Below are 14,120 nucleotides of genomic sequence, written 5' to 3' on the forward strand. Positions count from 1 at the left end.
ATTCTTGTCCTGCGTGTTCTGTGGAATAACCCGCGATTTTCTCATGGGACGGGCAGGTGCCCTGCTAATGCCCTTTGTGCCAGACCGCCGCCGGATCTGCGCAGGCCGGCGTGTGGGCTCTGAGTGGCATTCATATCAAAAATGATAGCTGCTCAGGCAATATCCACTATCGCTTGCGGGCGCAAGGACTTCAAATTGCCTCAGGCAGCATCCAAAAACGCTTCGATCAGCTGGGCCACCTGCTCCGGCTGGTCATGGTGCAGCATGTGGCCCGCGTCTTGCACGACGGCGGTGCTGCAGGTACGCACATGGGTCAGGCGCTGGTGGTATTCGTCCAGGGTGTACCGGCCGTTCCACCACTGGCCCAGGCTGTCGCCACTGGCCTCGATGGCCAGCACGGGTGCGGTAATGCGCTCGTAGATGGCCAGGGCTTCGTCCGCGCGGTACAGCTGCGCACTGGTGATCTTGTGGGCGGGGTCGCCCAGGATTTCCCACTGCCCTTGCGCGTTGGGCCGCGCCCAGTGCTGGGCCAGCCATTGGGCCTTGTCTTCGGACAGGCGGGGGTTGGTCTTCATCAGGCGGCGGGCGACGCCGTCGGCGCTGTCATAGGTCTTGAGCTCCTTGGTGCCCTGGTGCAGCTGCTTGATTTCGTCGATCCATTGCGCGTAGCGGGTGGGCGCCTGCGCGGGGCGTGTGGCGGGCAGGCCAAAACCTTCCAGGTTGACGAGCTTGCGCACGCGCTCGGGCCGCACACCGCCATACATCATGGCCACGTTGCCGCCCATGCTGTGGCCCACCAGGTCGATGGCTTCGCCGGGGGCGTAGTGGTCCAGCAGCAGGTCCAGGTCGGCCAGGTAGTCGGCAAACACATAGTGGTCCACCGGTGCACCGGTGGTGAGGCCAAAACCGCGCCAGTCCGGCGCGATGATGCGGCGTGGTTGCCGCAGCGCGTCCACCGTGAACTGGTAGGAGGCACTGACGTCCATCCAGCCATGCAGAAGCACCAGCGTGGGCAGGTCGCTTTGCTCGGGGCCCCAGTGGCGGACGTGGTAGTTGAGGTGCCGCAGCGCCAGTGTGCTGCTGCGCGAAGGGGTGAGGACTTGGTACATGCTGTGCCAATGTTACGTTGCCGCCACGCTGGCGGGGCGCCCTGCGGTGTCACCAAGGAGTCCGGCGTCCGGCAGGTTTTGGCGATCGCTTGTACCATCGCCAGCCGGGGCCGCAGCAGGCCCTGATTACTTTTCCATCTTCTGGAGCCTTCACCGCATGAACACCGTCCGCTTGGGTCAGAGTGACCTGCTTGTCACCCCCATTTGCCTGGGCACCATGACCTTCGGCGAGCAGGTCAATGAGGCCGACTCGCATGCCATCCTGAGCCAGTCGCTTGCGCGCGGCGTGAACTTCATCGACACGGCCGAGATGTACGCCGTGCCCGCCAAGGCCGAGACCTTTGGTGCCACCGAAACCATCATCGGCAACTGGTTTGCCAAGAACCCTGGCGCGCGCCAGAAGCTGGTGGTGGCGACCAAGGTGGCCGGCCCCTCGCGCGGCATGCCCTGGGTGCGCGAGGGCAAGGGCATGACCCCGGCCGACATCGTGGCGTCGTGCGAGGCCAGCCTGCGCCGCCTGCAGACCGATGTGATCGATCTCTACCAGATCCACTGGCCCGAGCGCCATGTGCCAGCGTTCGGCAACCTGTATTACGACCCTTCCAAGGAAACCTCGCAAACCCCCATCCGCGAGCAGCTGGAAGCGCTGGCCGGCCTGGTGAAGGCGGGCAAGGTGCGCTACATCGGCCTGTCAAACGAAACCCCGTATGGCGTGCACGAGTTCGTGCGCCTGGCCGAGCAGCACGGGCTGCCGCGTGTGGCCACGGTGCAGAACCCGTACTGCCTGATCAACCGCACCTGGGAAAACGGACTGGATGAAACCTGCCACCGCCTGGATGTGTCGCTGCTGGCCTATTCGCCGCTGGGTTTTGGTCTGCTGACGGGCAAGTACGACGAAAGCGGCATCACCGGCCCGACCGCCCCAAAAGGTGCTCGCATTGCATCGTATGAATCCGTGCGCAAACAACGCTGGGGCCGCCCTGAGGCGCTGGAGGCATCGCGCCGCTACAACGCACTGGCGCGTGCCAACGGCATGACACCCACGCAGATGGCCCTCGCGTTCTGCTACACCAAGTGGCAAGTGGCCAGCACCATCATCGGCGTGACGTCGGTGGCGCAGCTGGAGGAAGACCTGAATGCCTGGGGCACCACGCTGTCGCCCGAGGTGCTGAAGGCCATCGATGCGATCCGCTGGGAGCTGCGCGACCCTGCGTTGTGACCGGGGCAGGGCGTGGCCCTGCGAATCGGCAAGATCAAACCAAGGGGCCGTGCAGGCCCCTTTGTTTTTCTGCGAGTTTGTGCGGGCTGCTGTCAGGCAGTTGCCTCCCGCCGGGTGGTGCGCCCTTCAGTCCACGGCGTCCCTTGGGCCTCACCCAGGTCCCAGAACAGCCCGGCCATCACCGCCAGACCTTCTCGTGCCACGGGCGCCAGCAAATGTTCGTTGGGTGCATGCTGGGCGCAGGCGGGGTACGAGTGCGGCACCCACAGCGTGGGCAGACCGAGCTGGTCGGCAAAGATGTCGTTGGGCAGCGAGCCTGCCAGGTTGGGCAGCAGCGTGGCGGGTTGGCCTGCGCTGGCCTGCAGCGAGGCCATCGTCCAGTCCACCCAGGGGTTGTGCAGATCGAGCCGCGTGGCGCCGCAGTGCATGCCCATGGTGATCTCGACCTGGCTGAAGCCATGCGCATCCAGGTGTTCGCGCAGCGTGGCCTGCACGTTCTGCCAATCGGTGCCCACCACAAAGCGCAGCTGGCAGTGCGCTACGGCCTGCGCGGGGATGGCGTTGATGGGCCGCTGCGCGTTGCCCGCGCCCAGCGCCAGCACCTCCAGCGTGTTCCAGCCCACCAGCTGTTCTGCGGGGGTGAGGCCGGGCTCGCCCCAACCGGGGGTGAGCGCGGGGTCATCGGCGCCGGTGCCAATCACCACGTCCTTGAGGGCAGTGCGCAGCTTGTCGGGCACCGCAGGCGGCAGCAGGCCTTTGACGAGGATGCGGCCCTTCGCGTCCACCAGCGTGGCCAGGGCGTGGGTGAGCACGGTGGCCGGGTTGGCCAGCACGCCGCCCCAGTTGCCGGAGTGGTAGGCCTTGTCGCGGCTGCGCACCGCGAGTGAGAAGTTGATGGCTCCGCGTGAACCCAGGAAGAGGGTGGGGTGGCCCGCGTTCACGCGGGGGCCGTCGCTGGCCAAAAAAAGGTCGGCTCTCAGCGCGTCGCTGTGCCGCTCACAGAAGGCGGCCAGGCCGGGCGAACCCGCCTCTTCGCCCATCTCCATGAGCAGCGTCACGTTGTAGCCCAGGCGGCCGCCCCGGGCCTCGATGGTGTGGGCGAGTGCGGCCAGGCTCACGGTGTGCTGGCCTTTGTTGTCGGCCGTGCCTCGGCCATACCAGCGCTCGCCTTCGATGGTGAGCTCCCAGGGCGAGAGGCCCTCGCGCCATTGCGCGTCCTGCCCGTTGACCACATCGCCGTGGCCGTAGGTGAGCACGGTGGGGAGCGCAGGGTCTTCCACGCGGCGGGCCACCAAGAAGGGGCCGCCGCGTGGCGACGGGTTGTCGAGCACCTCGCATTCAAAACCCAGGGGCGCGAGCCAGGGCACCATTTCGTCGGTGAGGTAGGTGTGCAGTTCGGGCGGCAGCTTGCCAGTGTCGCTTTCGGTGCGCCAGGCCACGCGGCGGCGCAGGTCGGTGGCGAAGCGGCCATCGTCAAAGTAGCGCTGGACGTCTTGAATGAGTTGTTGGCGGTTCATCGTGCAGGTCCTTGTTGGGTGTTCGTCAGTCCACCACGATCTTGGCGCGGTGGGCCAGCGCGCGGTAGCGGCCGATCTCGTCATCGATCATGGCGCGCGTGGCCACCGGCCCCAGGTGCACGGGTTCCATGCCCTGGGTGCGCATCTGTTCCTGCAGACCACTGTCGCGGGTGACGGCTTCCACCTCGGTCACCAGCTTTCGGATGACAGACTGTGGCGTCTTGGCGGGGGCGGCGATGGCATACCAGGCGTCGAACACAGCGTCCGGCAGTTTGAGTTCCTCCACGGTGGGCACCCCCGGCAGCATGCTGGAGCGCGACTTGCCCGCAATGGCCAGGGCGCGCAGCTTGCCGGCCTTCACTTGCGGCGCCGCAGCGGCCACGGTGTCGATACCCAACTGGATTTCGCCGCCCATGAGGGCGATCAGCGACTGGCTGCTGCCCCGGTAGGGCACGTCCTGCAGCTGGATCCCGGCCGCCTGCTCCAGCAGCGCGCCCGCCAGGTGCGGGCCGGAGCCCGAGCCGAAGGTGGCGTAGTGGATGCTCTTGGGCTTTGCCTTGGCTGCGGCGATCAGTGCGTTCAGGTCCTTGTACGGCGCGCTGACGCTGACGACCAGCACCAGGGGGGCCCGGGCCACGGTGGCCACGGGCACGAGGTCCTTGGCAGGGTCGTAGGGCAGCTTGCTGCGCAGCGCCGGGTTGACCGTGTAGCTGGTGGAGCCCGAAACCAGCAGCGTGTAGCCGTCGGGGTCGGAACGCACCACGGCTTCGGTGCCGATGATGGTGGAGGCACCCGGCTTGTTGTCGATCACCACCGGCGTGCCCAGGCGGCTGGCCAGCTTCTGTGCGAGCGCGCGTGCCACCACGTCGGTGCCGCCACCGGGCGGGAAGGGCACCACCATGCGCACGGGGCGCTGGGGCCAGGCGTCGGCAGGGGCTGCTGCCTGGGCGCAGGCCAGGCTGGCAGGGCCGGCAAGAACTGCCAGGGTGGCAGACAGGAAAGAGGCTCGAACAAGGCGTTTCATGCGGACTCCGGTGGTAGGGCCCCGGCAGCGGGCGGCGTGGGAGCAATGGCCACGTGGCGCCCGCGCAAGGGCATGGGTGAATTGGAGCCTCAAGCCATGCAAGATGGATGCTGGTTTACCATTGCTTGGAATAGAGATTTGGCAACTGACCATTGCCTTTTTGTGATTTAAACAGCCATGGCCATTTCACTGCTCAGCCTGCCCTTGCGCTACTTTCTGGAGGTCGCGCGCACCGGCTCCGTCAACCAGGCCGCGCAGCGCCTGCACGTAGCCGCTTCGGCCGTGAGCCGGCAGCTGGGCAAGCTGGAAGACAGCCTGGGTGTGGTGCTGTTCGAGCGCCAGGCGCGCGGCATGAACCTGACCGAGGCGGGTACCCGCCTGCTGGCCCATGCCAGTGCACACGATGCGCAGGCGCTGGAGCTGGTCGAGCAATTGCAGGATCTGTCGGCCCAAGGTGCCCTGCGGGTGCGGCTGGCCTGCACCGAAGGGTTTGCGGCAGCCTTCATGCCGCTGGTCATGGGCGGGTTTCGGCAGGCGCACCCGCAGGTGCAGCTGCAGTTGCAGGTGGCCGTGCCGCAGGAGGTGTCGGCCCTGGTGCTGCGCGGCGAGGCCGATCTGGCGCTGAAGTACAGCACGGCGCCCGAGAAGGGCCTGCAGGTGCTGCACTCGGCCATCGCACCCATTTATGCCGTCATGCCCGCACAGCACCCGCTGGCGCGCCAGCGCAGTGTGAGCGTGGCTGACGTGGTGCGCTACCCACTGCTGCTGGGGGCCGCCAACACCACGGGGCGGCAGCTGTTTGACCTGAGCTGTGCGGTGCAGGGCCTTCGCTATGTGCCCGCTGTGGAGAGCAATTTTTCGTCGGCCTTGTTGCCGCTGCTGAGCGGGCAGGATGTGGTGCTGGCCAGCTACCTCACGGCGGCGCGATGGGTGGAGGCGGGCCTGCTGGCTGCCCGGCCATTTGACGAAACCCAGCTGCAGCAACGGCGCCTGCAGGTGCTGGCAGCCGAGGGCCGTAGCCAGTCCGCCCTGGTGCAGCAGTTCACGCAAGCGCTGGTGATCGCCATCGAGGAATACGGCAAGCGCAAGGTCGGGCGGCGCCGCAAGGCCGCCGCAGCGCCTGCCTCGGTGTTCTGACACATTGCCGCAGATTCCAGCTCGCTCACATTTGGATACGGATACCATCGGTGCCCTATCCGCACCACACCATGGCCAAGAAAGAACACGTTTCCGAGACCCAAGCCACCCAGCTGCTCAAGGCGAACAAGGTGGCGTTCACCGAACACCCGTATGAGTACCTGGAGCACGGCGGCGCGATGCACAGCGCCGAGGTGCTGGGTCTGGACCCGTTCACCGTGGTCAAGACCCTCGTCATGCAGGACCAGGACGCCAAGCCGCTCCTGGTGCTGATGCATGGCAACCGCAAGGTCTCCACCAAGAACCTCGCACGCCAGATCGGCGCCAAGTCGGTCGAGCCCTGTGCCCCCGAGGTCGCCAACCGGCACAGTGGCTACCTGGTGGGGGGGACGTCTCCGTTTGGCACGCGGCGCACCATGCCGGTTTATATCGAAGAAACCATCCTCGCGTTGCCCCGCATTGCCATCAACGGCGGGCGCCGGGGCTTTCTGGTGCAGCTGGACCCGCAGGTGTGTGTGCAGTTGCTGGGCGCCAAACCGGTGCAGTGCGCGCTGGCAGAATAGGCCGCCGCGCGATACAGCCCGTCAGAAGGCTGACCATTTGATTTCCAAGGAGTTGCTTTGACCGCCGTCTATCCCGTTCTTGCCACCGTGGCCGCCTACCTGCTGGGCTCGCTGTCGTTTGCCGTCATCGTGACGCGTGTCATGGGCCTGAGCGATCCACGCACCTATGGCAGCAAGAACCCCGGCGCCACCAATGTGCTGCGCTCGGGCAGCAAGGCGGCGGCCATCGTGACCCTGCTGCTCGATGCGATGAAGGGCTGGCTGCCCGTGGCGCTGGTGATGTGGTTTGGCCACCCCTATGGGCTCGAAGACGGCACCGTGGCGCTGGTGGGGTTGGCCGCTTTCCTGGGGCACCTGTGGCCAGTGTTTTTCCGGTTTGAAGGCGGCAAGGGCGTGGCGACGGCACTGGGCGTGCTGGTGGGCATCAGCGGTTGGCTGGGCTTGGCCACGGCGGCCACCTGGCTCATCATTGCGTTCTTCTTCCGGTACTCGTCGCTCGCCTCGCTGGTGGCCGCCGCGTTTGCTCCGGTGTACTACCTGCTGGTGGATGGCGTGGTCTGGTATGCCGAGGGCACGATTGCCGCCTCGATCGTGGTGATGGCGCTGCTGCTTGCCTGGCGGCACCGCGAGAACATCCAGCGCCTGATTGCCGGCACGGAATCACGCCTGGGCAGCAAGAAGGCGAAACCTGCCGAGGGCGAAGAGAGCGCCAAGGCAAAGCCCACCGCAAAAGCCAAGGCCAAACACTGATAAAGCCACGCGCCCGGTTGGGCGCGTGCCCCGTGTCAGAGCGCGCCGGGCGCAGTCACCAGCCCGCGCAACCCTGCGCTGTGCTGGGCGGCGTACAGCCCCAGCCGCACCATGGTGCGGTGGTTGAGTTCCAGGCTCACTGCGGACCGGGCCAGGGCAGACTGGATGCGGGGCTTGCCGCTCGCGGTCTGGTACAGGCTGGGCTGGCTGCGGTGGTTGCCGGTGCTGTCCAGCAGGCTGGCCACCAGCGGGTGGTTGGCCTTGTCGCTGCGGCGCAGCACGATGGCGGTTTCGCCATTGTCCAGTTTCACAAACGTACCTGGGGGGCACAGGCCGATGGAGCGCACCAGGGTGTAGCTGACCTCGTCGCGCTGGTCCACCTCTTGTCCCACGATGGCACGCACCGAATCGGTGGCGCTGCGCCCGGCGCGGGATTTGCGCGGGCTGATCATGGCGGCATACCGGTCAATGGTGCCGAGGATGCGGGTGAGCCGGTCTATCGGCTCCTGGTTGGCCAAAGGCACGCGTTCGGCAATGCTGGCATGGTGTTGCCCCACCACGTCCAGCCAGAGCGGATCGTTGATGAACAGGCGTTCCAGCAGCAGCATGCTGTCTTCGGGGTGGCTCTTGATGGCCTCCTGCTGCTCCGCCGTGGGGCGCTCGCGCTGCACGGCCAGTTCGTCCTGCAGGGTCGTCATGCCAATGTTCATGGTGAGTGCCGCCCGCACCAGGCTGTCGCGCTCACGCTGCGGCAGCTTGAGCTCCAGCGCCATGATGTGGCACAGCGTGCCGCACACCAGCGCGTGCGATGCGCTGTAGCCCACGGTGGATGTGGAGGCGTGCTGGAACATCAGGTACAGCGCCGCGTCGATGTCGTGCGCCACCAGGTCTTGCAGCCAGGCATCAAACTGCCGCACCTTGCCCGGAAAGTCCTGCACTTGCAGCGGCCGGCTCAGCAGCACCGACAGGGCCGACTCCAGGTCGGACCAGAGGCTGAGCAGGTCTTCGTACTCCCCTTCGGAGTGCGCGTGGGTGGAGGAGGGGTGTGCGGACATTGCGGGTGTACAGGCGTCAGTGGCGCTTTTCGAGCACCATCTGGTCGTTGGTGCGGGTCATCTGGAACTCGTTCAGGAAGCTGTTGCCCAGCAGCACATAGGGCATGGGCTGCGAGGTGATGATGGCCTCTACCCCAAAGACCTCGACGTCACCGATGCGGATGGAGTCGAGCTTCATGCGCCAGCCCTGGGCGATGCCATTGGCCGTGTTCACGCGCACCGGCTGGCCGCTTTGGTAGTTGAGGCCCATACGCTCTGCATCCGGCCGCCCGATGGCGACGGTGGAGGCCCCGGTGTCTACCATGTACTGCATCACCTGCCCGTTGATGGTGCCGCTGTTCACAAAATGGCCTCTGCCATCTGCCACCAGCAAAATGCGTTTGCCGCTGCCACTGCGTCCGCCCACACTCACGGGCGCCTCGCCCAGTCGCAGCGTGCGCCGTGCGCCCTGGATCTCCACGGTGGCTTCGTCCTTGGCGACGGCGATGACTTTCACCCCCTGGAACTCATCCCCCGCGCCCACCGCCTTGGGCGGGTTGGCATTCACCACAATCAGCGCCTTGCTGCCCAGTACACCCGCCAGCGCCACAGCCTGCGCATGCGCCCAGGTGGGGCCCAGCAGCAACCCGATGCACAGGGCGAGGAGGCGCTGATACCGGCGCAGCCCTGGTGAGAGCCGCCACGCAAGGACCGCCCCGCCGCGCTCGCGGCGTCCCCCTGCCTGCAGCGCTCCGCGCTGCGAGAGCGGGGGGAGGGCCCGCAGGACCTCAGCGGGGTGTCGCTTCATATCAGTCGCGGAAGTTGTCGAACGACAGCGGCACGTCCGTCACATCCTTGCGGATCAAGGCCATGGCGGCCTGCAGGTCGTCGCGCTTGGCACCAGTCACGCGCACCTTGTCTTCCTGAATAGCGCCTTGCACCTTGAGCTTGCTTTCCTTGAGCAGCTTCTGGATCTTCTTGGCCAGCTCGCTCTCGATGCCGTTGCGCACCTTGATGACCTGCTTGACCTTGTCACCGCCCATTTTCTGCACATCGCCCATGTCCAGAAAACGCACATCCACGCTGCGTTTGGTGAGCTTGTTGCGCAGAACATCTTCAATCTGGGTGAGCTGGAAATCAGCATCGCCGATCAGCGTGATGTCCTTGTCCTTGATCTCGATGCTGGCAGAGGTGCCCTTGAAGTCGAAACGGGTGGCGATTTCCTTAGCGGTGTTCTCGACGGCGTTTTTCACTTCAACCAGATTGGCTTCGCAGACGGTGTCAAAAGATGGCATGGTGGGTCTCTATCTCGGGGAAAACAGGTGCAGATATGGGGGCGGATCGCGGGGAGCCAAAAGGCCGGGTGCGACAATCGGGCCAATGGTAGTCGAGAAAAACGCCCCTTTACAGCCCTGCAACACCTTCGGCATTGCCGCGCGCGCCCAAACCCTGGTGCGAGTGCACTTGGTGGACGATCTGCGGGCTGTGCTGGCAGACCCCCAGCTCGCGCCCGCACCGAAATTTGTGCTGGGTGGTGGCAGCAACATCATCCTGACCGGTGACGTGAAGTCCGTCGTGCTCAAGATGGAAATCAAGGGCCTGCGCCTGGTGGATGAAACGCCCAAGGCCTGGGTCGTGGAGGCGGGTGCTGGCGAGGTCTGGCACGACGCCGTGGCCTGGACGCTGGCGCACGGCTATCCCGGATTGGAGAACCTGGCCCTGATCCCGGGCACGGTGGGGGCATCGCCCGTCCAGAACATTGGCGCGTATGGCGTGGAGCTGCAGGACCGTTTTGAGTCGCTCGACGCCATCGACCTGGCTACGGGCCAGTCGTTCAGCCTGGATGCTGCGCAATGCGGTTTTGGCTACCGTGATTCCGTTTTCAAGCATGCACCTTCCGAAGCGCAGGATGGCAGCGGGCTGCCGCGCGGCATGGGTCTGGCAGGCCGGGCGGTGATCACCCATGTGCGCTTTCGACTGCCCAAGCCGTGGAAGCCGGTACTGGGCTACCTGGACCTGGAGCGCCGCCGCGCCGAGGCGGGGGTGGAACACCCCAGTGCCCAGCAAATTTTTGACTGGGTCTGCGACATCCGCCGCGCGAAACTACCCGACCCTGCCGTGGTGGGCAACGCGGGCAGCTTCTTCAAGAACCCCACCGTGTCGCCCGACCAGTGCGCCGACATCATCGCCCGCGAGCCCAAGATCGTGCACTACCCCATGCCCGACGGCAGCATCAAGCTGGCGGCGGGCTGGCTGATCGATGCCTGCGGCTGGAAAGGCAAATCCATCGGCAAGGCCGGGGTGTACGAGAAGCAGGCCCTTGTTCTGGTCAACCGGGGGCAGGGCGCTGACAGCGTGACGGGGGGCGAGGTCATGACCCTGGCCAAGGCCATCCAGACGAGTGTGTACGAGCGCTTTGGCATCCGGCTGGAGCCCGAGCCGGTGGTGGTGTAGCGCGAAGTCTGAGGCGACCGCTGCGCCTCGAAAGGGCCGGTGTCGCGCCTGGTACGAGACCCCCATGAAAAAGCCACCCCAAGGGTGGCTTTTGCTCATCTATTGATAGCTGGAGAGGCAAATTGTACGAGCGCTATCAGCCATTTTTGCTCCAAATGAGCCGCCAAGCTGCTCCCGGTGGCAACCTGGGAGGCTTGGGGCCCATGGGGCGAGTGCTGCCTTACTTGCGGTCGTTGTCCAGCTGGGCCAGGGCGGCATTGCCTCCCAGCGACAGCAGGCCCGCCCGCGAGTACACGCCCAGCTTGCCGCGCGTGTCCGAGATGTCCAGGTTGCGCATGGTCAGCTGGCCAATGCGGTCCAGCGGGCTGAACGGCGCGTCTTCCACCTTTTCCATCGACAGGCGCTCGGGGGCGTAGGTCAGGTTGGGCGACTCGGTATTCAGCAGCGAATAGTCGTTGCCACGGCGCAGTTCCAGTGTCACGGTGCCGGTCACGGCGCGGGCCACCCAGCGCTGGGCGGTTTCGCGCAGCATGATGGCCTGGGGGTCGAACCAGCGGCCCTGGTACAGCAGGCGGCCCAGCTTCAGGCCATTCATGCGGTACTGCTCGATGGTGTCTTCGTTGTGGATGCCGGTCACCAGGCGCTCGTAGGCGATGTGCAGCAGCGCGAGGCCGGGGGCTTCGTAGATGCCGCGGCTCTTGGCTTCGATGATGCGGTTTTCGATCTGGTCGCTCATGCCCAGGCCATGGCGGCCACCGATGCGGTTGGCTTCAAGGATCAGCTCGACGGGGTCGTTGAACTCCTTGCCGTTCAGCGCCACGGGCTGGCCTTCGTTGAAGGTCACGGACACTTCCTCGGCCTTCACTTCGACCTCGGGCTTCCAGAACGCCACGCCCATGATGGGGTTGACGATGCGGATGCCGCTGGACAGGAACTCCAGGTCCTTGGCCTCGTGCGTGGCGCCCAGCATGTTGCTGTCCGTGCTGTAGGCCTTCTCGGCGCTCATCTTGTAGCCAAAGCCGGCCTGGGTCATGAACGCCGACATTTCGGCGCGGCCGCCCAGCTCGTCGATGAACAGTTGGTCCAGCCACGGCTTGTAGATCTTGAGCGAGGGGTTGGTGAGCAGGCCGTAGCGGTAGAAGCGCTCGATGTCGTTGCCCTTGAAGGTCGATCCGTCGCCCCAGATGTTGACGTCGTCCTCCTTCATCGCGGCCACCAGCATGGTGCCGGTGACGGCGCGGCCCAGGGGGGTGGTGTTGAAGTAGGTCAGGCCGCCGGTGCTGATGTGGAAGGCGCCAGCCTGCAGGGCGGCGATGCCTTCGTGGGCCAGTTGCGTGCGGCAGTCCACCAGGCGGGCCTTCTCGGCGCCGTACTCCATGGCCTTGCGCGGGATGGCGTCGTAGTCGGGCTCGTCGGGCTGGCCCAGGTTGGCGGTGTAGGCGTAGGGCACGGCGCCCTTGAGCTTCATCCAGTGCAGTGCGGCGCTGGTGTCCAGGCCGCCGGAGAAGGCGATGCCGACCTTTTGGCCGAGGGGGAGGTTCTGAAGGATGGTTGCCATGGAATTTTCTTCAAAAATGATAGCTGCCAGCGCATTGTGGACTAGCGCTAGAGGCCAAAATCAATCAAATTTCAGCCCGAAAATCTCAGCCGAAATGGCAGATGTAGTGGTAGGCCTCGGTCACGCGGATGTCGAACTTGGAATTGCCGGGCACGCTGAACTTCTCGCCTGCGGACGATTTCACCCATGCGTCGGTACCAGCCAGCTTGTATTCGCACGAGCCCGCCACGCATTCCATGATTTCAGGGGCGCCGGTGTTGAACGTGAGCGTTGCGGGCAGCACCACGCCCACCGACTTCTTCGTGCCGTCCGGGAAGGTGATGCCGTGGCTCACGCACTTGCCGTCAAAGTACACATTGGCCTGGGTGGTGACGGACACGCCGTCGATTTTTTCGGTGGTCATGGATGCGCGGGTAGGAATGGAGGAAACCCGCGATTTTAGGGCAGGGTGCTGACGCATTGGGCTGTGCGAACCAACGAAACCCATGCCCGCCGCCGCTTGCACCAAGAAAAAGAGCCCCGAAGGGCTCTTTGTTCACTGGCTTGTGCGGCCACGCTGCCAGCCTTCAACGCCAGTAAGGGTTGCGGTGGTGCGGGTAGTAGGGGCGGCCGCTGTCGTAGCCGTATTCAATCACCGTCACCGGGGGCGTCACATAGGTGGGGGGCGCCTGGTACACCGGCTGCACGGGGTAGGTGGAGGTCACCACACCCGGTTGGCTGTAAACACCCTGGGCCGCATACGGGTCGGGTTGTGTGGAATAGGTCTGGCCAGCGGGCTGCACATTCACCGGGATCCAGCGGCCTGGGTCGTTTTGGGTGCGGGTGGTGTACTGGCGGCCTGCGTATTCATACACCACGTTGTAGCCTACGGTACGGTTTTCGTAGTACGTCTCGGTGGAGCAACGCTGCACGTTCTGGTATTGCGGCTGGCCGTTGCCCTCGATCTGGTTGCCTACTACGGCGCCACCCAGCACCCCGATGGCGGTGGCTGCTGCGCGACCGCTGCCCTTGCCGATGGTATTGCCCACCGCGCCCCCGGCAATCGCGCCAATCACAGCGCCGGCGCCCGTCGTGCGGTTGCCGTTGTAGACGGTCTCGTTGCCACACACCTGCTGCGGAACGCCGACCTGCTGAATGATGGGCGTGGCAGACAGCACACGGCCTTGTTCCTGAGCGCTGGCCACGACGGCGACGGCTGCCAGGGCAGAAAAAATGACGATCTTTTTCATGGAGAAACTCCTTTCGGGTCGGTACATAACGCACCAGACTGCAGAAAAGTTTAGGCCCGCAAGGTCAATTCGGGGCCCGGACGCCGTAAATCTGCGTAAAGATTTGTGCGATTTTCCCGCGTTCCCCGTCCCAAGTCAGCCCTTGGATGCGCCATTCAGCCCGCCAGGCCACTGCTCCGGCACAAATCCGACGGTCACATGCAGGCCTTGGGCGTCCTGCCACTGCACCACGGGGCGCTTGATCACACTGGTTTGTTGCTGCATCAGCGCACTGGCGCTCGCGTCGTCCTGCACCGATGCCTGTGTGGCTGCGTCCAGCTTGCGCCAGGTGGTCCCTTGACGATTGACCAGCTTCTGCCAGCCCACGGCCTTCAGCCAGCCAGGGAGCAGCTCGGTGGGAACGCCTTGCTTTTTGAAGTCATGAAACTGGACTTCCAGCCCTTGTTCTGCAAACCAGGTGCGGGATTTTTTGACGGTATCGCAGTTGGGGATGCCGTAGACGGTGATGGCGGTATTCATGCCGCGC

15 protein-coding genes are annotated in these 14,120 nt (G+C 65.2%); 5 read left to right on the forward strand and 10 right to left on the reverse strand.

Going from position 1 to position 14,120, the window contains the following annotated elements:
* Nucleotides 1-200: 200 nt before the first annotated feature.
* Nucleotides 201-1,109, reverse strand: coding sequence for an alpha/beta fold hydrolase (locus C8C96_RS14060; protein WP_121942701.1), 909 nt, complete (start codon nucleotides 1,107-1,109; stop codon nucleotides 201-203).
* Nucleotides 1,110-1,266: 157 nt separating this feature from the next.
* Here C8C96_RS14060 and C8C96_RS14065 point away from each other — a divergent pair, with 157 nt between their 5' ends.
* The gene (locus tag C8C96_RS14065) at nucleotides 1,267-2,328 is read left to right on the forward strand and encodes an aldo/keto reductase (protein ID WP_121942702.1); all 1,062 of its coding nucleotides are present in this window, start codon (nucleotides 1,267-1,269) and stop codon (nucleotides 2,326-2,328) included.
* Between the two features lie 92 nt (nucleotides 2,329-2,420).
* On the opposite strand, the gene C8C96_RS14070 is transcribed toward C8C96_RS14065, so the two are convergent.
* Together C8C96_RS14070 and C8C96_RS14075 are read right to left on the reverse strand one after the other, a co-directional pair.
* Nucleotides 2,421-3,845 carry a M20 family metallopeptidase gene (locus C8C96_RS14070; protein ID WP_121942703.1) on the reverse strand — a complete coding sequence of 475 codons (1,425 nt, stop codon included), beginning with the start codon at nucleotides 3,843-3,845 and terminating at the stop codon, nucleotides 2,421-2,423.
* A gap of 25 nt (nucleotides 3,846-3,870) precedes the next feature.
* Nucleotides 3,871-4,869 (reverse strand): tripartite tricarboxylate transporter substrate binding protein, encoded by a 999-nt coding sequence (locus tag C8C96_RS14075; RefSeq protein WP_121942704.1) that lies wholly within the window; start codon nucleotides 4,867-4,869, stop codon nucleotides 3,871-3,873.
* Between the two features lie 177 nt (nucleotides 4,870-5,046).
* Between C8C96_RS14075 and C8C96_RS14080 the strand changes: the two genes are divergently transcribed.
* The 3 genes from C8C96_RS14080 to plsY all read left to right on the forward strand — a co-directional run bounded on the left by C8C96_RS14080 (nucleotide 5,047) and on the right by plsY (nucleotide 7,319).
* Nucleotides 5,047-6,006 carry a LysR family transcriptional regulator gene (locus tag C8C96_RS14080; RefSeq protein WP_121942705.1) on the forward strand — a complete coding sequence of 320 codons (960 nt, stop codon included), beginning with the start codon at nucleotides 5,047-5,049 and terminating at the stop codon, nucleotides 6,004-6,006.
* A 71-nt stretch (nucleotides 6,007-6,077) separates the two neighbouring features.
* Nucleotides 6,078-6,569: an aminoacyl-tRNA deacylase gene (locus C8C96_RS14085; protein WP_056063754.1), complete on the forward strand. Its 492-nt coding sequence runs from the start codon at nucleotides 6,078-6,080 to the stop codon at nucleotides 6,567-6,569.
* 57 nt (nucleotides 6,570-6,626) lie between these two features.
* Nucleotides 6,627-7,319 (forward strand): glycerol-3-phosphate 1-O-acyltransferase PlsY, encoded by a 693-nt coding sequence (gene plsY, locus C8C96_RS14090; protein WP_056746399.1) that lies wholly within the window; start codon nucleotides 6,627-6,629, stop codon nucleotides 7,317-7,319.
* A 35-nt stretch (nucleotides 7,320-7,354) separates the two neighbouring features.
* Here plsY and C8C96_RS14095 read toward each other — a convergent pair whose 3' ends face one another.
* Genes C8C96_RS14095 through C8C96_RS14105 form a run of 3 tightly spaced genes read right to left on the reverse strand, consistent with a single transcriptional unit; the run spans nucleotide 7,355 to nucleotide 9,648 of the window.
* Nucleotides 7,355-8,374: an HD-GYP domain-containing protein gene (locus C8C96_RS14095; RefSeq protein ID WP_056063748.1), complete on the reverse strand. Its 1,020-nt coding sequence runs from the start codon at nucleotides 8,372-8,374 to the stop codon at nucleotides 7,355-7,357.
* Between the two features lie 16 nt (nucleotides 8,375-8,390).
* Nucleotides 8,391-9,161: a TIGR02281 family clan AA aspartic protease gene (locus C8C96_RS14100; protein ID WP_233584238.1), complete on the reverse strand. Its 771-nt coding sequence runs from the start codon at nucleotides 9,159-9,161 to the stop codon at nucleotides 8,391-8,393.
* Nucleotide 9,162: 1 nt separating this feature from the next.
* Nucleotides 9,163-9,648, reverse strand: coding sequence for a YajQ family cyclic di-GMP-binding protein (locus C8C96_RS14105; RefSeq protein ID WP_056063745.1), 486 nt, complete (start codon nucleotides 9,646-9,648; stop codon nucleotides 9,163-9,165).
* Nucleotides 9,649-9,733: 85 nt separating this feature from the next.
* Here C8C96_RS14105 and murB point away from each other — a divergent pair, with 85 nt between their 5' ends.
* Nucleotides 9,734-10,807: a UDP-N-acetylmuramate dehydrogenase gene (gene murB / locus C8C96_RS14110; RefSeq protein ID WP_121942706.1), complete on the forward strand. Its 1,074-nt coding sequence runs from the start codon at nucleotides 9,734-9,736 to the stop codon at nucleotides 10,805-10,807.
* Nucleotides 10,808-11,027: 220 nt separating this feature from the next.
* Here murB and argG read toward each other — a convergent pair whose 3' ends face one another.
* The 4 genes from argG to C8C96_RS14130 form a co-directional block, all read right to left on the reverse strand.
* Nucleotides 11,028-12,365 (reverse strand): argininosuccinate synthase, encoded by a 1,338-nt coding sequence (gene argG / locus C8C96_RS14115; protein ID WP_056063739.1) that lies wholly within the window; start codon nucleotides 12,363-12,365, stop codon nucleotides 11,028-11,030.
* Nucleotides 12,366-12,450: 85 nt separating this feature from the next.
* On the reverse strand, nucleotides 12,451-12,768 hold the full coding sequence (locus C8C96_RS14120; protein WP_015014470.1) for a pyrimidine/purine nucleoside phosphorylase: 318 nt from the start codon (nucleotides 12,766-12,768) through the stop codon (nucleotides 12,451-12,453).
* A gap of 163 nt (nucleotides 12,769-12,931) precedes the next feature.
* Nucleotides 12,932-13,594 (reverse strand): glycine zipper 2TM domain-containing protein, encoded by a 663-nt coding sequence (locus C8C96_RS14125; RefSeq protein ID WP_056063736.1) that lies wholly within the window; start codon nucleotides 13,592-13,594, stop codon nucleotides 12,932-12,934.
* A 135-nt stretch (nucleotides 13,595-13,729) separates the two neighbouring features.
* Nucleotides 13,730-14,113, reverse strand: a complete 384-nt coding sequence (locus tag C8C96_RS14130; protein ID WP_121944022.1) for an arsenate reductase — start codon at nucleotides 14,111-14,113, stop codon at nucleotides 13,730-13,732.
* Nucleotides 14,114-14,120 lie beyond the last annotated feature (7 nt).

It is taken from the genome of Acidovorax sp. 100, assembly GCF_003688355.1.
In the GTDB taxonomy this organism is placed as follows: Bacteria; Pseudomonadota; Gammaproteobacteria; order Burkholderiales; family Burkholderiaceae_C; genus Acidovorax; species Acidovorax delafieldii.

Excerpts from the sequence above, each read along its gene's own strand:
- C8C96_RS14100 (WP_233584238.1), bottom strand. The coding sequence starts at position 9,161 with ATGAAGCGACACCCCGCTGAGGTCCTGCGGGCCCTCCCCCCGCTCTCG.
- C8C96_RS14125 (WP_056063736.1), bottom strand. The coding sequence starts at position 13,594 with ATGAAAAAGATCGTCATTTTTTCTGCCCTGGCAGCCGTCGCCGTCGTG.
- C8C96_RS14120 (WP_015014470.1), bottom strand. The coding sequence starts at position 12,768 with ATGACCACCGAAAAAATCGACGGCGTGTCCGTCACCACCCAGGCCAAT.
- C8C96_RS14080 (WP_121942705.1), top strand. The coding sequence starts at position 5,047 with ATGGCCATTTCACTGCTCAGCCTGCCCTTGCGCTACTTTCTGGAGGTC.
- C8C96_RS14060 (WP_121942701.1), bottom strand. The coding sequence starts at position 1,109 with ATGTACCAAGTCCTCACCCCTTCGCGCAGCAGCACACTGGCGCTGCGG.
- C8C96_RS14075 (WP_121942704.1), bottom strand. The coding sequence starts at position 4,869 with ATGAAACGCCTTGTTCGAGCCTCTTTCCTGTCTGCCACCCTGGCAGTT.
- argG (WP_056063739.1), bottom strand. The coding sequence starts at position 12,365 with ATGGCAACCATCCTTCAGAACCTCCCCCTCGGCCAAAAGGTCGGCATC.
- C8C96_RS14065 (WP_121942702.1), top strand. The coding sequence starts at position 1,267 with ATGAACACCGTCCGCTTGGGTCAGAGTGACCTGCTTGTCACCCCCATT.
- murB (WP_121942706.1), top strand. The coding sequence starts at position 9,734 with ATGGTAGTCGAGAAAAACGCCCCTTTACAGCCCTGCAACACCTTCGGC.
- C8C96_RS14105 (WP_056063745.1), bottom strand. The coding sequence starts at position 9,648 with ATGCCATCTTTTGACACCGTCTGCGAAGCCAATCTGGTTGAAGTGAAA.
- C8C96_RS14130 (WP_121944022.1), bottom strand. The coding sequence starts at position 14,113 with ATGAATACCGCCATCACCGTCTACGGCATCCCCAACTGCGATACCGTC.
- C8C96_RS14095 (WP_056063748.1), bottom strand. The coding sequence starts at position 8,374 with ATGTCCGCACACCCCTCCTCCACCCACGCGCACTCCGAAGGGGAGTAC.
- C8C96_RS14070 (WP_121942703.1), bottom strand. The coding sequence starts at position 3,845 with ATGAACCGCCAACAACTCATTCAAGACGTCCAGCGCTACTTTGACGAT.
- C8C96_RS14085 (WP_056063754.1), top strand. The coding sequence starts at position 6,078 with ATGGCCAAGAAAGAACACGTTTCCGAGACCCAAGCCACCCAGCTGCTC.